The sequence below is a fragment of the Nocardia sp. NPDC057668 genome, from assembly GCF_042799795.1.
In the GTDB taxonomy this organism is placed as follows: Bacteria; Actinomycetota; Actinomycetes; order Mycobacteriales; family Mycobacteriaceae; genus Nocardia.
This window is the reverse complement of record NZ_JBHVIC010000005.1, coordinates 26857-44774: the sequence shown is the minus strand read 5'-3', so window position 1 is coordinate 44774 and position 17918 is coordinate 26857. Positions and strand designations below refer to the sequence as shown.

Genomic DNA, 17918 nt, shown 5'->3' with positions numbered 1-17918 from the left:
ACCTCCGACAAACTGGCAACAGCGCGGGCAGTCGCATACCCAGCCCGCGCGTCCCGCCACCTCACACGTTGCGGCGATACTGCCCGCCCACGGTGAAGAACGTATCTGTCACCTGCTGCAGCGTGCACACCCGCGCCGCGTCCATGAGCACCTCGAACACGTTGGCATCGCTGCCCGCGGCCTCGGCGAGCCGGGCCAGCGCGGCCGCGGACTCGCCGCGATGCCGTTCGCCGAACTCGCGCACCCGCCGCAATTGCGACTGCTTCTCCGCCTCGGTCCCGCGCGCCAGCTCCAGCACCCGGTGCTCCTGCTCGTGCGGGCTCCGGAAGGTGTTCACCCCGATGATCGGCAGCGAGCCGTCGTGCTTGCGCCGCTCGTACAGCATGGACTCGTCCTGGATGCGCCCGCGCTGGAACCCGGTCTCCATGGCCCCGAGCACCCCGCCGCGCTCGCTGATGCGATCGAACTCCAGCAGCACCGCCGCCTCCACCAGATCGGTCAGCTCGTCGATGACGAAGCTGCCCTGCAGCGGATTCTCGTTCATCGCCAAACCCCATTCGCGATTGATGATGAGCTGAATCGCCAGGGCGCGCCGCACCGATTCCTCGGTCGGGGTCGTCACCGCCTCGTCGTAGGCGTTGGTGTGCAGGCTGTTGCAGTTGTCGTAGACCGCGATGAGCGCCTGCAGCGTGGTGCGAATGTCGTTGAAGCTCATCTCCTGTGCGTGCAGCGAGCGGCCCGAGGTCTGCACGTGGTACTTGAGCTTCTGCGACCGCTCGTCCGCGCCGTACCGATCCCGCATGGCCACCGCCCAGATGCGCCGCGCGACCCGCCCGATCACCGAGTACTCCGCGTCCATGCCGTTGGAGAAGAAGAACGACAGGTTCGGGGCGAAGTCGTCGATGCGCATCCCGCGCGCGAGGTACGCCTCCACGTAGGTGAATCCGTTGGCGAGGGTGAAGGCCAGCTGGCTGATGGGATTCGCCCCGGCCTCGGCGATGTGATACCCGGAGATGGAGACCGAGTAGAAGTTGCGAACGCCGTTGCGCACGAACCACTCCTGGATGTCCGCCATCATGCGCAGGCTGAACTCGGTGGAAAAGATGCAGGTGTTCTGCCCCTGATCCTCCTTGAGGATGTCGGCCTGCACGGTGCCGCGCACGGTGGCCAGCGTGCGCGCCCGCAGCTCGGCGGCTTCGGCGTCGGTGGGCGCGCGGCCCTCGGCCTCGGAGAACTGTTGCACCGCTTGATCGATGGCGGCGTTGAGATAGAACGCCAGAATGGTCGGGGCCGGCCCGTTGATGGTCATCGACACCGAGGTGCTCGGCGCGTCCAGATCGAACCCGTCGTAGAGCGCCTTCATATCGTCCAGCGTCGCGATGGACACCCCGGAGGTGCCGACCTTGCCGTAGATGTCGGGCCGCTCGGCCGGATCGTGCCCGTACAGCGTCACCGAGTCGAACGCGGTCGAAAGCCGTTTGGCCTCCGCGTGTTCGGACAGCACCCGGAACCGCCGATTGGTACGGAACGCGTCGCCCTCCCCGGCGAACATGCGCGCGGGATCCTCGCCCTCGCGCTTGAAGGGGAAGACCCCGGCGGTGAAGGGGAAGCGCCCGGGCAGATTCTCCGCGCGCAGGAAGCGCAGCAGCTCACCGTGGTCGGTGTAGCGGGGGAGCGCGACGCGCGGAATCGAGCTGCCGGACAGGGTTTCCCGGCGCAGGGTCGTCCGTAGCTCGCGGTCCCGCACCCGGACCACCTGCTCCTCGCCGCGGTAGGACTCGGCCACGGCGGGCCACTCGGCCAGCAGGCCGGCGGCGTCGGGGGCGAGCTCGTGGCGCGCGCTCTCGAGCAGAGCGGTCACCGCGGCCACGCCGTCGCCCGGCGTACCGTCCACGCTCGTGCCCGCCGGGCCGGCGTCCGGCGGCCCGGCCAGCTCCGCCAGGACCAGCTCCAGCCGCTGCACCCGCTGGGCCGCCGCGACCCGCAGCTCGGTCGCACCGTGGTACGCGCGCACCGTCTCGGCGATCTCGGCCAGGTACCGCACCCGCGCGGGCGGGATGATCTGCGCGAACCGGGTCGAGGCCCGGGTGTCCACGCGCGGCAGCACGCCCGGCTCCAGCGGCAGTCCGTGTTCGCCGAGCCGTGCGGAGACGTGCTGGTACAGCGCCGTCACCCCGTCGTCGTTGAACGTGGCCGCGCTGGTGCCGAATACCGGCATGTCCTCGGGCAGGGCGTGGAACTCCTCCCGATTGCGCAGCAGCTGACGGGACACGTCGCGCAGCGCGTCGGCGGCCCCGCGCCGCTCGAACTTGTTGATGGCCACCACATCCGCGAAATCCAGCATGTCGATCTTCTCCAGCTGGGAGGCCGCGCCGAACTCCGGCGTCATGACGTACAGCGCCACGTCCACGTGCTCGGCGATCTGGGCGTCGCCCTGCCCGATGCCGGGCGTCTCCAGCACGATCAGGTCGTAACCCGCCGCCTTGCAGGCGATCACCATCTCGTCGATGTTCACCGGCACCTCGCGCGCGCCCCGGGTGGCCAGCGACCGGAAGAACACCCGCTCGGGATCGAGCGCGTTCATGCGGATGCGATCGCCGAGCAGCGCGCCGCCGCCGCGCCGCCGGGTCGGATCCACCGCGAGCACCGCGACCTTCAGCTTGTCCTGCTGATCGGTGCGCAGCCTGCGCACGAGTTCGTCGGTGAGCGAGGACTTTCCGGAGCCGCCCGTGCCGGTGATGCCGAGCACCGGCACCTGCCGCGCGGCCGCGGCGGCGGCCAGATCCGCCAGCTCCGCCGACCCGAGCGTGTCCCGCTGCAGGCAGGTGAGCGTGCGTGCGAGCGCGGCGCGATCCCCGCCCAGCACCGCCTCGATCGGCGCGGGCGTGCGCGACAGATCGACGTCGCAGTCCCGGATCAGCCGATTGATCATGCCGGGCAGCCCCAGCCGCTGCCCGTCCTCGGGCGAGAAGATGGTGACCCCGGCCGCGGCCAGGCGCTCGATCTCCTCGGGAATGATGACCCCGCCGCCCCCGCCGAAGATCCGTACGTGCCCGGCCCCGGCCTCGCGCAGCGCGGTCGCCAGGTATTCGAAGTACTCCACGTGCCCGCCCTGGTACGAGCTGACCGCGACGCCCTGCACGTCCTCGCTGACCGCGGCGTCCACGACGTCGAGTACCGAACGGTTGTGCCCGAGGTGCACGACTTCGGCGCCCTGCGATTGCAGGATCCGCCGCATGATGTTGATGGCCGCGTCATGCCCGTCGAAGAGCGCCGCCGAGGTCACGAACCGGACCGGGTTCACGGGAACGTGCAGATCGGGCATGGATTCCTCCGCCTCGACGACCGTGGGCGCGCGGCCCGGCGGCTCGTACCGTTGATAACCCAATAGTAGGACGTCAAAGCAAAGTCCAGGTGATATCCGACACAGCAAACACTCTGGAAATACTTGGATGTCCAACTATATGGTGGCCTAGCACCGCGCGATTCGCGTGCGGCGCCGGCATCGGCCCTCGGCCATGCGACGGCGGCGATTCGAGACAGGACTGGCATGGTTCGCGAACTCACCCACTTCATCGGCGGACAGCACGTCCCCGGCGCCTCCGGCAACTTCAAGGACGTGTTCAACCCCAGCACCGGCCAGGTGCAGGCGCGCGTGCCGCTGGCGAGCAAGGCCGAGGTCGAGGCCGTCATCGCCAACGCCGCCGAAGCGCAGCGCGAGTGGGCCGCGTTCAATCCGCAGAAGCGCGCCCGCGTGCTGATGAAGTTCCTGACCCTGGTCCAGGACGAGATGGATTCGCTCGCCGCGCTGCTGTCCAGCGAGCACGGCAAGACCATCCCGGATGCCAAGGGCGATATCCAGCGCGGGCTCGAGGTCATCGAATTCGCCACCGGCATACCGCATCTGCTCAAGGGCGAATACACCGAGAGCGCCGGCACCGGCATCGACGTCTACTCCATGCGCCAGCCGCTCGGCGTGGTCGCGGGCATCACGCCCTTCAACTTCCCGGCCATGATTCCGCTGTGGAAGGCCGGACCCGCGCTCGCGTGCGGAAACGCCTTCGTGCTCAAGCCCTCCGAGCGCGACCCGTCGGTGCCGCTGCGCTTCGCCGAGCTCTTCCTCGAGGCCGGGCTGCCCGCGGGCGTGTTCAACGTGGTCAACGGCGACAAGGAAGCCGTCGACACCATCCTGCACGACGAGCGGATCAAGGCCGTCGGCTTCGTCGGCTCCACCCCGATCGCGCAGTACATCTACGAGACAGCCACCGCGAACGGCAAGCGCGCCCAGTGCTTCGGCGGCGCGAAGAACCACGCCATCGTCATGCCGGACGCCGATCTCGACGACGTCGCCGATCAGCTGGTCGGTGCGGGCTACGGCTCGGCCGGTGAGCGCTGCATGGCCATCTCGGTCGCGGTGCCGGTCGGCGAGGAGACCGCGGATCGCCTGCGCGCCAAGCTCATCGAGCGCGTGGAGAAGCTCAACGTGGGCGCCTCCGACGACCCGGGCGCGGACTTCGGCCCGCTCGTCGGCCAGGACGGCGTGGATCGGGTGAACAACTACGTGCAGATCGGCGTCGACGAGGGCGCGGAACTCGTCATCGACGGCCGCGGCCTGGTGGTCGAAGGCGGCGAGGACGGATTCTTCGCCGGGGCAACGCTCTTCGACCATGTCACCGAGAACATGCGCATCTACAAGGAAGAGATCTTCGGCCCGGTCGTCACCATCGTGCGCGCCAAGGATTACGAAGAGGCCCTGCGGCTTCCGAACGAGCACGAGTACGGCAACGGCGTCGCCATCTTCACCCGCGACGGTGACACCGCCCGCGACTTCGCCGCCCGCGTGCAGGTCGGCATGGTCGGCATCAATGTCCCGATCCCGGTGCCGATCGCGTACCACACCTTCGGCGGCTGGAAGCGTTCCGGCTTCGGCGATCTGAACCAGCACGGCCCGGACTCGATCCGCTTCTACACCAAGACCAAGACCGTCACCCAGCGCTGGCCCTCCGGTCTCAAGGAGTCCAACGCGTTCGTCATCCCGACCATGGACTGATCGATGTTCACACTCGACGAAGACGAACAGGCGATCGTGCAGACCGCCCGCGCCTTTGCCGACGAGCTGCTCGCCCCCGACGCGCTGGATTGGGATGAGCGCAAGCACTTCCCGATCGACGTGCTGCGCAAGGCCGGGCAGCTCGGCCTGGGCGGCATCTACGTCCGCGAGGACGTGGGCGGCTCGGAGCTGCGCCGGCTGGACGCCGTGCGGATCTTCGAGGCGCTGTCCACCGGCTGCCCCGCCATCGCCGCCTACATCTCCATCCACAACATGGCGGCGTGGATGATCGACAGTTACGGCGATGAGGCGCAGCGCAATCGGTGGCTGCCGGGCCTGACCTCCATGGATCTGCTGGCCAGCTACGCGCTCACCGAACCCGGTGTCGGCTCGGACGCGGCGGCCCTGAGCACCAGGGCCGTTCGCGACGGTGACGACTACCTGCTCACCGGCGTCAAGCAATTCATCTCCGGCGCGGGCAGCACCGATGTGTACGTGATCATGGCGCGCACCGGAGACGAAGGCGCACGCGGGATCTCGGCGTTCATCGTGCCCGCCGACACCCCCGGGCTGTCCTTCGGCGCGAACGAGAAGAAGATGGGATGGAACGCCCAGCCCACCCGCGCGGTCATCATGGACGAGGCCCGGGTGCCCGCGGCCAATCTGCTCGGCGCGGAAGGCAACGGCTTCCGCATCGCCATGAACGGGCTCAACGGCGGGCGGCTCAACATCGCGGCCTGCTCGCTCGGCGGCGCGCAGTTCGCCCTGGACCGGACCGTCGGCTACATGGCCCAGCGCAAGGCCTTCGGCGCGCGGCTGCTGGACAACACGGCCCTGCAATTCGACCTGGCCGACATGCGCACCTCCCTCGAGGCCGCGCGCACCCTGCTGTGGCGGGCCGCGGCCGCTTTGGACGCCGGCGCGCCAGACAAGGTCGAGCTCTGCGCGATGGCGAAACGGTTCGCCACCGACGCCGGATTCGACGTGGCCAACAAGGCCCTGCAACTGCACGGTGGCTACGGTTACCTGGCCGAATACGGGATCGAGAAGATCGTCCGCGACCTGCGGGTGCATCAGATCCTGGAGGGCACGAACGAGATCATGCGGGTGGTAGTCGCCCGCTCGGTGGTAGGAGCGGCATGAGCGAAACAGTGGGAACACCCGAGGCCGAGGTGCTCATCGACAAGCGCGACGGGCTCGGCCTGATCACGCTGAATCGGCCGCGCGCCATCAACGCCCTCAATCATTCGATGGCGCTGATCATTCTGGACGCGCTGCGGGCCTGGGCGGCCGACGACGAGGTGCGCACCGTGGTGCTCACCGGTGCGGGCGAGCGCGGGCTGTGTGCGGGCGGGGACATCGTCGCCATCCACAACGACGCGAAGCACGCTGTGGCCGAAGGCGATTCGGCTTACGTCGCCGCCGATTCGCCCAGCGGCCGGTTCTGGCGTGACGAGTACATCCTCAACGCCCTGATCGGCGCCTACCCGAAGCCGTACGTCGCCATCATGGACGGCATCGTCATGGGCGGCGGCGTGGGCCTGTCCGGGCACGCCAGCCACCGGGTCGTGACCGAACGCTCCATGGTCGGCATGCCCGAGACCGGCATCGGGTTCGTTCCCGACGTGGGCGGCACCTACCTGCTCTCGCGCGCGCCCGGCGAGATCGGCACGCACATCGCGCTCACCACCGCGCGCATGAGCGCCGGGGACGCGGTGGCGGCCGGTTTCGCCGACTACTTCGTGCCGTCCGAGCACATTCCGGCCCTGTTGGAGGCGCTGCACACCAACGACGTGGACGTGGCCATCGCGAAATTCGCGCAGCCGGCCCCGGTTTCGGAGTTCGTGGCCCAGCGGGAATGGATCGACGCCTGCTATTCGGCGGACACCGTGGAGGAGATCGTCGAGCGCCTGCGCGCCTCGGACGCGCCGGAAGCGGCCAAGGCCGCCGTGGACGTGCTCGCCAAATCGCCCGTGGCGCTGAAGGTCACGCTGCGCTCGCTGCGCAGCGCCCGCACCGCCGCGAATCTCGAAGAGGTGCTCGATCAGGAGTACCGGGTCTCGGCCGCCGCGCTGAGCACCCACGACCTGGTGGAGGGCATCCGCGCCCAGGTCATCGACAAGGATCGCAATCCGCAGTGGTCGCCCGCGACCCTGGCCGAGGTCACCGCCGCCGCGGTGGACGCGTACTTCGGTGCGCTCGGGGATCGCGAATTGGGTTCGGCCGCAACGAAGGAACAAGCGTGAGCACTGAGAACACCAAGGTCGGATTCCTGGGACTGGGCCACATGGGCGGCCCGATGGCCGCCAACCTGGTCAAGGCCGGATACGAGGTCCTGGCCTACGACCCCGTGCCCGCCGCGCAGGACCAGGCGCGCACCGACGGCGCGAGCGTCGTCGCCACACCCGCCGCGGCCGTGGCGGAGTCGGACGTCGTGATCACCATGCTGCCCAACGGGCGCATCGTGCTCGACCTCTACGGCGACGTGCTGGCGGCCGCGAAGCCGGGCACGCTCTTCGTGGACTGCTCCACCATCGACGTCGACGACGCCAAGGCCGCGGCCGAACTCGCGGTGGCCGCGGGTCACCGTGCGCTGGACGCACCCGTCTCCGGCGGCGTCGCGGGCGCGGCGGCGGGCACCCTCACCTTCATGGTGGGCGGCGCCGAAGCCGATTTCGCCACCGCCCTGCCGCTGCTGGAGGTCATGGGCGGCAAGGTCGTGCACTGCGGCGGCGCGGGCGTCGGCCAGGCCGCCAAGGTCTGCAACAACATGATCCTGGGCATCTCCATGATCGGGCTGTCCGAGGCCATCGTGCTGGGGGAGAAGCTCGGCCTGACCAACGAGAAGTTCTTCGACGTGGTCTCCACCGCCTCGGGACAGTCCTGGGCGCTGACCTCGTACTGCCCGGTGCCCGGTCCGGTGCCGACGAGCCCGGCGAACAACGACTACAAGCCGGGTTTCGCGACCGCGCTCATGACCAAGGACCTGGGTCTGGCGGCGAACGCGTTGCAGGCCAACGGTGTCGACGGACAGATCGGTTTGCTGGCCGCCGAGATCTACAACCGCTTCAACCAGGACGAAGCGGGCAAGGATTTCTCGGCTATCGTCACCGATATCCGTAAGCGATCTGGAGGAGACAACGCGTGAGTGACTTCGAGACCATTCTGCTCGAGCGCAAGGGGCGCGTCGCGCTCATCACGCTCAATCGGCCGAAGGCCCTCAACGCGCTGAACTCGCAGGTCCTGGCCGACATCTCGGCCGCTCTCGACGAGCTCGAGAACGACAACGAGATCGGTGCGGTCGTGCTCACCGGGTCCGAGCGCGCCTTCGCGGCGGGCGCGGACATCAAGGAGATGCAGAGCAAGTCCTACATGGACATGTTCCTGACCGACCACTTCGCGGGCTGGGATCGCCTCGCCGCGTTCCGCAAGCCGATCATCGCCGCGGTCGCCGGCTACGCGCTGGGCGGCGGCTGCGAACTGGCCATGATGTGCGATCTGCTGCTCGCGGCCGACACCGCCAAGTTCGGGCAGCCCGAGATCAAGCTCGGCGTCATCCCCGGCATGGGCGGCTCGCAGCGCCTGACCCGCGCCGTCGGCAAGGCCAAGGCCATGGACCTCATCCTCACCGGCCGCAACATGGACGCCGAGGAGGCCGAGCGCGCGGGCCTGGTCTCGCGCATCGTGCCCGCCGCCGACCTGGTCGCCACCGCCCTCGAGGTCGCCGAAACCATTGCGGGCATGGGTCTTCCGTCGGTCATGATCGCGAAGGAGGCGGTGAACCGCTCCTTCGAGACCACCCTCGGCGAGGGCCTGCGCTTCGAACGTCGCGTCTTCCACTCGCTCTTCGCCACCGAGGATCAGAAGGAAGGCATGAACGCCTTCGTCGAGAAGCGGCCCGCCAACTTCGGTCACAAGTAGGCTCGAAAACCCCACAAGCGTCCCGTCATCCGGCTCGGATGGCGGGACGTTCGTGTCTGCGGAACTCCCGTCCGGAAATCGGCCACCGGCCGTAAAGCCTGCTGGACAGGCTAATTCGTGCGAATCGGGTATTTCGGTCGGCTCAGCCGTGTTTGGGCGGGCCGACCACCTCCACCGTCGGCGGCTTGTCCTGCTGCTCGCCCGCCCGGTCCAGCGCCAGGGCGCCCGCGATGGTGCCCCCCAGCGTGGCCGTGACGGCGATGGCGGCCACCAGCTTGCGCCGGGACACCGGAGCCTCGACCTGAGCGCGCAGCGCGGGCACGGGGTTGAATCGGACGCTGCGCACGCGCCGGGCCGAGGGGCGCTCGGCGGCCAGCAGCACCGCGCCGCGGGTGGAGACGAACTCGGGCTCGGGGTCGTAGATGAGGGGCAGGTCCAGCTGCTGCTCGAGGCCGTCGCGAATGCTCCGGCTGCGCGAGCAGCCGCCGAGCAGCGCCAGCCCGGTCGGATGCACGCCGGTCTCCTCGACCATCTGCCGCACGAACGAGGCCGAATGGTGAACGCCCGCCGACACCAGATCCGCGAAATCGCTGCGGGTCAGCACCGCGCGCTGCCCGGTCACCGGATCCTGGACCGTGATGACCCGCTCGCCCGCCAGCGCCTCCTTGTAGCGGCGACTGGTCCCCAGATCCACGGTGACGCCGCTGCGCACCAGCTGCCACCGCAACAGGGCGTCGTGCCCGTCGCCGCTGAGCACCGGACTGCGTTTGGTGGCCAGGATCGCGTCGGTGCGACAGTCGATCTGGGTCAGGGTCAGCCCCGAAGCGCCCAGGTCGTAGAGCAGGATCGAGCCCTCGGTGGGCAGCCTGCCGGTGAAGCGCAGATACCGCAGCTGCGCGACCGGTTCGTCGATGACGGTCAGGCGATTGCGGCCCGCGGTGGTGCGCACCGCCTCGGCGTGCGCGGAACAGCGGCAGGTCACCGCGATGCCGGTGATGAACTCGTCGCGCCGGGCCGCGGATTTGCGCATGAGGCGAATGGCTTCGAAGACGCCCTCCTCCAGGGCGCCGCCCGCACGGCGATCGACCTCGCACCGATCGATGGGTGGCAGATGGGGCTGATCGGAATGGGTCAGCATGGCGCGCGCACCGGCCGCGCCGGCGGACACCCCGAGGACCAGCACCATGGCCTCCATGGTGAACCCTTTGCGTCCCGATTCCAAGACTATGACGCAGGAAATTGGCTGCTCGGATGCTGGAGGGTTACTGCCCGGCCCACCGGGTGGGCGAGCCACCGCTGTCGAAGTCACCCGCGGTCTGCCGGAATTCGGCCAGCAATTGCAGCAGCAGCTGTAAACGATCCGGCGCCAGGCCCGTGCTGGCGAAGACCTGCCGGTTCAGCTGGGTGGTGGCCTTGGCTACCAATTCCCTTCCGGCATCGGTTATCTCGATGAGCGTCGCCCGCCGGTCACTCGGGTGCGGCACCCGCTTCACCAGGCCCGCCGCTTCGAGTCGGTCGACCGTATTAGTGACGCTGGTGGGGTGCACCTGCAGGCGCGCGCTGGCCACCGCCATCGGCAGCGCGCCCGTTTTGCTGAACCCCAGCAGCATGAGTAGCTCGTAGCGCGAGAAGGTCAGCCCCGACGGTTTGAGCGCCTCGTCGACCCGGGCCATCACGATCTGCTGCGCGCGCACGAGCGAGGTGACCGCGGCCATCCCGTCGGCGACCTCACCCCAGCCGTGTTCGGTCCACTGGCGGTGTGCCTCCTCGATCGGATCCAGTGGCAGGGGACGTGGCCGAGACATGACATCGATCATCGCACGCGATCCGGGCAAACTCCGCCGCACCGAGCCCGATCCGGTGTCGTACTGTTGCGCGCGAACAGGAGGCAGTACGTGATCAACCCGTCCGACCCGCAATCCGACTCCGCACCGGGTCCCTACATGGTGCCCTTCCCCAACTCCCAGCCACCTCAGCGCAATCGACGCACCCAGATCCTCGGGCTGGCCGCGGCGACCCTGCTGCTATCGGTGGGCGTCATCGTCTGGTCGCTGCAGCGATCGGCCGCCGCGGAAGACGACATCGCAGCGGGCGCAAGCGAATTCGCCCCGACCAAGGGCGACCGGGATCCTTCCGAGCGGATCCCGGGCATCGTGCGCAAGGACTACCCGGCCGGATTGCACGTGACCGGGCAGCAACGGGTGGCCTACACCCAGTCCCCGCCCTTCGGCGGCCCGCACGACAGCTCCTGGCTGCCGTGCACGGGTGTCGAGTACGCGGTCGCGGTGCGCAACGAGAACGCGGTGCACTCGCTCGAACACGGCGCGGTGTGGATCACCTACAACCCGGAGACCCTCGACTCCACCGGGCAGGCGGTGCTCAAGACCCTGGTCGTGAACAAGCCCTACATGTTCATGTCGCCGTACCCGGGTCTGACCACCCCCATCTCGCTGCAGTCCTGGGGCCATCAGCTCAAACTCGCCGATCCGCACGACGAGCGCATCGAGCACTTCATCACCGCGCTGCGGGTCAACGACTTCACCCATCCCGAACCGGGCGCGACCTGTTCCAACCCGAGCATCGACCCGGTCGCCCCGCCGCGCGCGGATGCCAACCCCCCGGGTCCGGACGCGATCGCCGAATCGGCGACCACGCTGCCCACCACGACCGTGGCCCCGCCGCCTCCGCCCCCGGCGCCCGAGCCCGCCCCGGACGCGCCGCCGCCCCCGCCGGGTCCCGAGGTGCCCCCGCCGCCCGCGCCGGAGCCGCCGCCCGCGCCGTGAGCGCGTTGAAATCACGGTGATCGCAACCCTGGGCAATCACATTGGCGCAGGTCATTATTGATGACGATGCGGGTGTGACCGAGTGGCCAGGTAGCGGTCTGCAAAGCCGTATACGCGGGTTCGACTCCCGCCGCTCGCTCTGGAGAGATCAGGCCCCCACGGTTCGCCGTGGGGGCCTGATTCGGCTGTGCGGGTTCGCCTTCGGCCCGCTACTTGCCGTCCGCGGAGCAGACCTTCCAGGAGCCCGATTCCAGGCGCAGATGCTCGGTGGCGGTGGTGGTCTTGTCCTCGGCGCCGGCCAGCGCGAGCGCGCCGGTCATCTGCGCGGTCGCGGTTTCCGCGGCGATCGCGATATCGGCGACACCGACGATGCGAATCGTGAACCTGCCGCGATCGGCGGCGACCTTCTGCGCGTCGGGCAGCGCGGCGAACTCGGCGCGATCGGCGGCGCACGCCTTCTCGACCGCCACCGACGGGCCCTCCGCGGACAGGGTGCCGTAGAAGTCGCGAATCGCGGAATCGATCTGCTCGGCGGCGGAGGGATCGGACTTCCCGGTCAGCGCCAGCGTCGCGGCGACACCGCCGCCCACCACCACGACCGCGGCCACCAGCAGGCCGATGAGCAGTGGTCTGCGCCCGCCGTTCCCGGTTCCGGTGGAGCGCTCGGCGTCCTGGGCGGGGGCATGCGGTTGTCCGCCGGGCGGCAGGGTCATCGGGTTCCTTCGATCGTCCTGGCATGAACTGCCCGCACCTTACGCCACAACGGTTGTGGCCCGGCGGGATCCGCGCGAGTGGGCACCGGCCCCCGGAACGCGTGTGCCGCACCGCCTCAGGGCCGCCGCCACATATATTGGCGCGAGGGCGAATTCGCCCGGCTCGATCCGAAGGAGTGCCCGTGCGCCGCACGCTGTTCGTTCTCGCCGTCTGTGCCGCTTCGCTGGCGGCCGCTCCGCTCGCCGCCGCGCAGCCACCCGCCGTGGACACCGGCGTGCAGGTGCGCGCGGTGTACGGCCCCGAACAGTTCCCGATCGCGGGCGTCACCGCCGACATCACCCCGTGCGCGGGCGGTCCCGCCCTGCCCGCCGTCACCACCGATGCCACCGGCGCGGCCACCGTTCCGGCGGGCGCGGGGTGCTACCGGGTCCGGGCGGGCGACCTGTCCGGCTGCGCGGTCGACGGCGACCCGGTTCAGCAGGTGAGCGTGGTCCCCGGCATCACCGCGATCGCGACCTTCCGCTACCGCTGCGCCTGAATCGCGCGTCGGCGACGACGCGCGAAGCACGGCCCCCATGTGTCACCGACCGTGACGTCCGCCTCGGTGCGCCGGTCGGTTCTTCCGTGTTTTCGCAGCGCAGCGGCACTCTCGATAGGTGTGGGCAATTTCACTCGCCCTCTCCGGTATGGGCACCGGCTGTTAACCTCGAGACCAGTTAGCTGCTCGAAATGCTGTAGCGCGATAAGCGTCGCATCACCGATGAGAGGTGACGATATGGGCGCGAAGTCTGCGTTGGAGTATCCGATGGATATGGCGGTCGTGCCTGATCTACGCCGATTTGCAGGTCTAGCCGAGGTCGCGTCCGCCTTTCTCGGCGCGATAGTCGCCGGTTTGTTGCTCATGGCCCCGCTCGATCTCGCGTGGTCCGACGACGGCGGCCCCCTCGAACTGGACATGCTGGTGCTGAACATGCCCCGTGCCGCCGCGGCCGGGGCCATTTTCGCGGTGGTGGCGGCCGCGCTCGCGGTGGCCCTGGGCCGGCGGGCGGCCTGGCTCATGTCCCTGGGCTCGGCGACGATCCTGCTCGCCGATCACCTGTGGAATCTGAATTCCTCGTTCACCGGCACCCTCATCACCGTCAACTACATCGACTCGATCTTCGGCGGGCTGCTGCTCGGCACGCTCGGGGTGGCCGTGTGCGGCCGGCGGATCACCTCGACGGCCTTCCTCGTCGGCGCGCTGGGCGCGATTCTGTTCGGCGACCTCACCTCGCTGCCCGAGTCCGGTGGCGAACCCACCTTCACCGAGTGGCTCTCGGTCGGCACCCCGCCGGTCTGGCTCCTGCTGATCGCGGTCGTGGCGCTGGCGGCCGGGGTGAGCGTGCAGCGTCCGGCCGACGACGCCGAGACCGAGACCGCCGACCTGCCCATCGCCCCGATCCTGGCCGCACTGGTGCTGGTGATGGCCACCGCACTGTCCACCGAGTGGTTCGTGCGCGGACCCGGCACTGTGCCGAATATCGTCCTCGCGGCGGCGGTCACCCTGGTCGCGGCCCTGCTCGCCGCGCTGCTGCTGCCCGGGCGGGACGGCCGCTACGTGCTGCTGGCGGTCGCGGTCACCAACTCCGGCAGCGCCATCTTCACGGTGCCGCGGCCGGACTGGAGCGCGCTGATGCAGATCGGCGGCGTGCTGCTCGGGTTCTACCTCGGCAGGCGCGGGTTTTCCCCGTGGCCGGCCTTCGCCGGGACCGGACTGCTGGCCCTGTTCGCCGCGCTGACGGCGGATCACGCGCACTCGGACGCGGTCATCCCCATCGTCGGCATCACCGCGCTCGGCCTGCTCATGGGCTACGCCTTCGCCGGGCCCGCCCCGGTCGCGCCGACCAGCATGGTGGTGGCCTTGAGCGCGCTGGTGGTGCCGTGTCTGGTGATCGCGTTGCGCGGCAGCAGTTTCGGGCGCATCGCCTATTCGCCGCGTTGGTATCGGGATCCGACGGGCGCGGTCTCGGCGACGCCCGGCTGGACGGCGCTGGCCATCAGCCTCGGCTGCGCGGCGGGCCTGTTGCTGCTGTATCGATTGCGGCCGGCCGGGATTCAGTCCGCGAAGCGCGCGTTCACCCACAGCAGCGCGTCGTCGTAGGACGCCTCCAGCACGGCGCGATGATCCGCGCCCGCGTAGCCGCGATACTGCACCGGCTGTCCCGCCAGGCGCTGTTTCGCCACCAGGGAATCGGTCGCGACCGCCGGCACCACGGTGTCGTCGCGGCCCTGCAGCACCAGCAGCGGCCGGGTGAAAGTCAGTGCGCTGGGATCGTTCTCATCGAGCACGCGGGTCAGCGCGCTCATATCGCCCTCGCTATCGAAGACCTCGTTCATGGCCAGGCCGCCCCACGCCTGCGGGCCGCGTAGCCCGCCGATGCAACTGGCGTCCGCGAGCGAGACCATCGCCGTGGTGTGGGCGGTCAGGAATCTGCCCGGGTCGATGTCGGCGACGGTCTGCGCGCCGCGAATGATCAAGGGCAGGAACGCCGTCGACTCGCCCGCGAGCGAAGCGCCCGCGCTGGGAATCCCGGCCACCGTCGCCAGCTGTGCCGCCTGCAGCCCCACGCCCTGGTGTGAGGCCGGGGCCAGTGCGACCGCGCCCAGCAGGCGCAACTCCGGCGCCCACTCCTGCGCCTGGGCGTTGGCGAAGATCGCGGCCTGCCCGCCCTGCGAATGACCCATGGCCACCCAGCGTTTGCCGATCTCGGGTTCGAGTTCGCGTGCGGCGCGCGCCATATCGGTCACCGCGCGCTGCTCGGCGGTCCCGATGAGATAGCCGTGCGGGCCCGGGGTGCCCAGCCCCTGATAGTCGGTCTGCGCGACCGCGTACCCCGCGGCGATCCAGCGCGCCTGCACCCGGCGCACCAGCGCGGTGTAGTCGTGCGCGGGATACAGCTCCGAGGAGTCCAGCGACGGCGCGCAGACATCGGCCACGCCCGTGGTGCCGTGCGCCCAGGAGATGAGCGGCCACCCGCCCGGCGGCGGGCTGCCCTGCGGCACCGACACGGTGCCCGAGACGGCCACCGGCATGCCGTGCATATCGACGGATCGGTACAGCAGCAGATAGTTTCGCGCGTTCGGCAGCGCGGGATCGCCGATGACGGCCCGGATCTGGATGATCGAACCGGGCGGCCCGGGAATCCGGTCGTCCGGCGCGGAATAGAACGAGAGGTCGGGGGAGTCGTCCACCACCGGGGTCGCGGCCGCGGGCCGGGCCGAGACCGGCGAGCTCACGATCGCCGCCGCCAGCGCGGTCGCGGTGACGAACCCGGACCGCCGGCGCGGCGACGGCCGCGTGGACCGCTGCGCACGCACCGCCTCGATGTCCGACATGTCCAGAAACATACCGCTCTGTCGGTCCCGCGAGCCGCAATGAAACGTCCTCGTGGTGACACCGGCGGGTGTGTGTCCCGGGCGGTGGCCCCACCCCCGGAAACGAGTAAGGCCCCGATCATGAAACATGATCGGGGCCTTACCATCCGGTGCCCTCGGCAGGAATCGAACCTGCGGCCTTCTGCTCCGGAGGCAGACGCTCTATCCCCTGAGCTACGAGGGCGGGGTAGACCCTCCTGGACCTTCGAGCTTCCAAGCGGGCTCCGAAAGCGTAGCGCATCGGGTGCGCTGGGCCAAAAAGCTTTTCGGACCGGGCGTTTTGCGCGCCCGGCCGGCGTCTTGCGTGCGCGTCAGTTCATCGGGAGCGGGGTCGCGCCGCGCTCGGCGAGCATCTGGGTCATCAATTGCGATTCGCTGGCTTGGGTTTTCGCCATGGTGCCCGCCAGGTTCCGCACCTGATCGGTGTCCGCGCGCTGGGCGGCGTACTCGATCATCGGCATGCCGCCCTGGTGGTGGCGCAGCATCAGTTGCAGGAACAGCTTGTCCAGCGCCGGGCCGGTGGCCGTGCGCAGGGTCGCGAGTTCCTGATCCGAGGCCATGCCGGGCATGGACGGGACCGAGCCCGTGTGCTGCCCGCCACCGTGATGCGAACTCGCCTCGCTCATCCAGCCCATGTAGCCGTCCGCCGGCAGCAGCGGCTCGCCCCACAGCGACAGCCACGCCTGCATGCGCCCGGCCTGATTCTGCTGCGTGGTGAGAATGTCGTAGGCCAGTCGCTTGATCGCCGGATCATCGGAACCGGCCAGCGCGATGGCGGACATCTCCACCGCCTGCCCGTGATGCACCGACATGTCCTGGCTGAAACCGATATCCACCGATCCCGCGGCCGCGGCGGTGTCCCGGTTTCCCACCAGCAGTCCCGCCGCGAACCCCAGCAGCACGACCGCGATCACCCCGAGCACCAGCAGCGCGGGCCGCTGGTTCCGGGCCGGCTCCCGCAGGGGAGCCGTCGGTTCGTGGTCGCCGGAGTCCTCGTGTGCGAGCAAGGGCGGCGGCATTACTGCGCCGGAGCCGGTTCGACCGGCTCGGCGGGCTGGGTCGGGCCGTCGGTGGGCGCGGGAATCGCGGGCACGCCACCGGGCATGTTCTCGAGGCCCGGGACCGTCTCCAGTCCCGGAATGCCGGACAGGCCGTTGCCGAACGGGCTCGCGCCGCCGCCACCGAGCTCGGTCGGATCCTGGGTCAGGCCCTTACCGTCCATCGGCACCGCGTCGGGGCCGGGCGCGCTCGGGTCGAACGCCGGCGGATTCTCGGTGTCGAACGTCGGGTTCGCGCAGCTCGCACCGACCTCGGGGTAGGTGTTCTCGTTCAGGCGCAGATCCTTGATGAACTGATCCACCCGCGAATCGTCGGCCGAGTCCAGCTTCAGCTGATGACCCCACGCCAGCAGCGCGATCGGCGAATCCAGGCCCGGGTACGGCGACATGAGCGAGTACGGCTTGCCCTCGACCTTCTTCTTCAAGGTCTCGACGGCCGCCGAATCGACCTTGTCCGGGTTGTAGGTGACCCAGACCGCGCCGTGCTCGAGCGAGTGCACGGCGTTCTCGGTGCGAATCGCCTTGGCGTACACCGTGCCCATGCAGTTCGCCCACGAACCGTCGTGCGGGCCGCCGAAGGCCGGCGACTGGTCGTAGGCCACCCGTTGGGTGGCCGCCACGTGCAGACCCGCCGGATAGTCCTTCTTGACGATGCCGTCGATGTACGCCGACGGGTTCTTGAGCTCCTCGCGGGCGTGGTACTTGGGCACCAGGAACGCGGCGATACCGCCGACGAGACCCAGCACCACCACCACGGCGGCGATCGTCATCCAGGGAATGGTTCGGTTGCTGGGCAGCTTTCCGTTCCCGCCCTTGCGGCCGGAACGCGAGGATTTGCCCGCGGCCTTCACGGCCTTGGCCGACTTGGCACTGGTCCTGCTCGGCATAGCTCGTTGTGCTCTCTTCGACGTGTCGGACAATCAAACGATGCGGCCGCATCGTTTGCTGGGCGCCTGCCCGGTAGGTGCCCGCTCGCGG

General features: G+C 69.5%; 15 protein-coding genes and 2 tRNA genes. 9 read left to right on the top strand and 8 right to left on the bottom strand.

Features of this window, described 5'->3' with window-relative positions:
* Positions 1–61: 61 nt before the first annotated feature.
* Positions 62–3325 carry a fused isobutyryl-CoA mutase/GTPase IcmF gene (gene icmF / locus ACFVBH_RS27785; protein WP_379005960.1) on the bottom strand — a complete coding sequence of 1088 codons (3264 nt, stop codon included), beginning with the start codon at positions 3323–3325 and terminating at the stop codon, positions 62–64.
* Between the two features lie 225 nt (positions 3326–3550).
* On the opposite strand from icmF, the gene ACFVBH_RS27780 reads away from it, so the two are divergent.
* Genes ACFVBH_RS27780 through ACFVBH_RS27760 form a run of 5 tightly spaced genes read left to right on the top strand, consistent with a single transcriptional unit; the run spans position 3551 to position 8971 of the window.
* On the top strand, positions 3551–5050 hold the full coding sequence (locus ACFVBH_RS27780) for a CoA-acylating methylmalonate-semialdehyde dehydrogenase (RefSeq protein WP_379005958.1): 1500 nt from the start codon (positions 3551–3553) through the stop codon (positions 5048–5050).
* A gap of 3 nt (positions 5051–5053) precedes the next feature.
* Entirely contained in the window at positions 5054–6193 is a 1140-nt protein-coding gene (locus ACFVBH_RS27775) for an acyl-CoA dehydrogenase family protein (RefSeq protein ID WP_379005956.1), read from the top strand.
* A complete protein-coding gene (locus ACFVBH_RS27770; protein ID WP_379005954.1) occupies positions 6190–7296 on the top strand; it encodes an enoyl-CoA hydratase/isomerase family protein in 1107 nt (368 codons plus the stop codon). Before ACFVBH_RS27775 ends, ACFVBH_RS27770 begins: the two co-directional genes overlap by 4 nt.
* A complete protein-coding gene (mmsB, locus tag ACFVBH_RS27765) occupies positions 7293–8198 on the top strand; it encodes a 3-hydroxyisobutyrate dehydrogenase (protein ID WP_354986815.1) in 906 nt (301 codons plus the stop codon). The genes ACFVBH_RS27770 and mmsB overlap by 4 nt, the downstream gene beginning before the upstream one ends.
* Positions 8195–8971: an enoyl-CoA hydratase gene (locus ACFVBH_RS27760; RefSeq protein ID WP_354986816.1), complete on the top strand. Its 777-nt coding sequence runs from the start codon at positions 8195–8197 to the stop codon at positions 8969–8971. Before mmsB ends, ACFVBH_RS27760 begins: the two co-directional genes overlap by 4 nt.
* Before the next feature lie 142 nt (positions 8972–9113).
* On the opposite strand, the gene ACFVBH_RS27755 is transcribed toward ACFVBH_RS27760, so the two are convergent.
* A complete protein-coding gene (locus tag ACFVBH_RS27755) occupies positions 9114–10166 on the bottom strand; it encodes a hypothetical protein (protein ID WP_354986817.1) in 1053 nt (350 codons plus the stop codon).
* A 67-nt stretch (positions 10167–10233) separates the two neighbouring features.
* Positions 10234–10776 (bottom strand): MarR family transcriptional regulator, encoded by a 543-nt coding sequence (locus ACFVBH_RS27750; protein WP_354986818.1) that lies wholly within the window; start codon positions 10774–10776, stop codon positions 10234–10236.
* Between the two features lie 90 nt (positions 10777–10866).
* Here ACFVBH_RS27750 and ACFVBH_RS27745 point away from each other — a divergent pair, with 90 nt between their 5' ends.
* Together ACFVBH_RS27745 and ACFVBH_RS27740 are read left to right on the top strand one after the other, a co-directional pair.
* Complete coding sequence (locus ACFVBH_RS27745) at positions 10867–11754, top strand: DUF3105 domain-containing protein (protein WP_354986819.1); 888 nt, start codon at positions 10867–10869, stop codon at positions 11752–11754.
* A gap of 68 nt (positions 11755–11822) precedes the next feature.
* Positions 11823–11893: transfer RNA gene (locus tag ACFVBH_RS27740), tRNA-Cys, on the top strand.
* A 70-nt stretch (positions 11894–11963) separates the two neighbouring features.
* Here ACFVBH_RS27740 and ACFVBH_RS27735 read toward each other — a convergent pair.
* Complete coding sequence (locus ACFVBH_RS27735) at positions 11964–12467, bottom strand: hypothetical protein (protein ID WP_354986820.1); 504 nt, start codon at positions 12465–12467, stop codon at positions 11964–11966.
* Between the two features lie 182 nt (positions 12468–12649).
* On the opposite strand from ACFVBH_RS27735, the gene ACFVBH_RS27730 reads away from it, so the two are divergent.
* Positions 12650–13006: a hypothetical protein gene (locus tag ACFVBH_RS27730; RefSeq protein ID WP_379005949.1), complete on the top strand. Its 357-nt coding sequence runs from the start codon at positions 12650–12652 to the stop codon at positions 13004–13006.
* 237 nt (positions 13007–13243) lie between these two features.
* The gene (locus ACFVBH_RS27725) at positions 13244–14608 is read left to right on the top strand and encodes a hypothetical protein (RefSeq protein ID WP_379005947.1); all 1365 of its coding nucleotides are present in this window, start codon (positions 13244–13246) and stop codon (positions 14606–14608) included.
* On the opposite strand, the gene ACFVBH_RS27720 is transcribed toward ACFVBH_RS27725, so the two are convergent.
* The 4 genes from ACFVBH_RS27720 to ACFVBH_RS27705 form a co-directional block, all read right to left on the bottom strand.
* The gene (locus tag ACFVBH_RS27720; protein WP_379005945.1) at positions 14563–15843 is read right to left on the bottom strand and encodes an alpha/beta hydrolase family protein; all 1281 of its coding nucleotides are present in this window, start codon (positions 15841–15843) and stop codon (positions 14563–14565) included. The two genes, ACFVBH_RS27725 and ACFVBH_RS27720, sit on opposite strands and share 46 nt — an antisense overlap.
* 150 nt (positions 15844–15993) lie before the next feature.
* Positions 15994–16066, bottom strand: a tRNA-Arg gene (locus tag ACFVBH_RS27715).
* A gap of 127 nt (positions 16067–16193) precedes the next feature.
* Positions 16194–16901 carry a DUF305 domain-containing protein gene (locus tag ACFVBH_RS27710; protein WP_354986824.1) on the bottom strand — a complete coding sequence of 236 codons (708 nt, stop codon included), beginning with the start codon at positions 16899–16901 and terminating at the stop codon, positions 16194–16196.
* Positions 16901–17827 carry a DUF3105 domain-containing protein gene (locus tag ACFVBH_RS27705; RefSeq protein ID WP_354986825.1) on the bottom strand — a complete coding sequence of 309 codons (927 nt, stop codon included), beginning with the start codon at positions 17825–17827 and terminating at the stop codon, positions 16901–16903. Before ACFVBH_RS27705 ends, ACFVBH_RS27710 begins: the two co-directional genes overlap by 1 nt.
* Positions 17828–17918 lie beyond the last annotated feature (91 nt).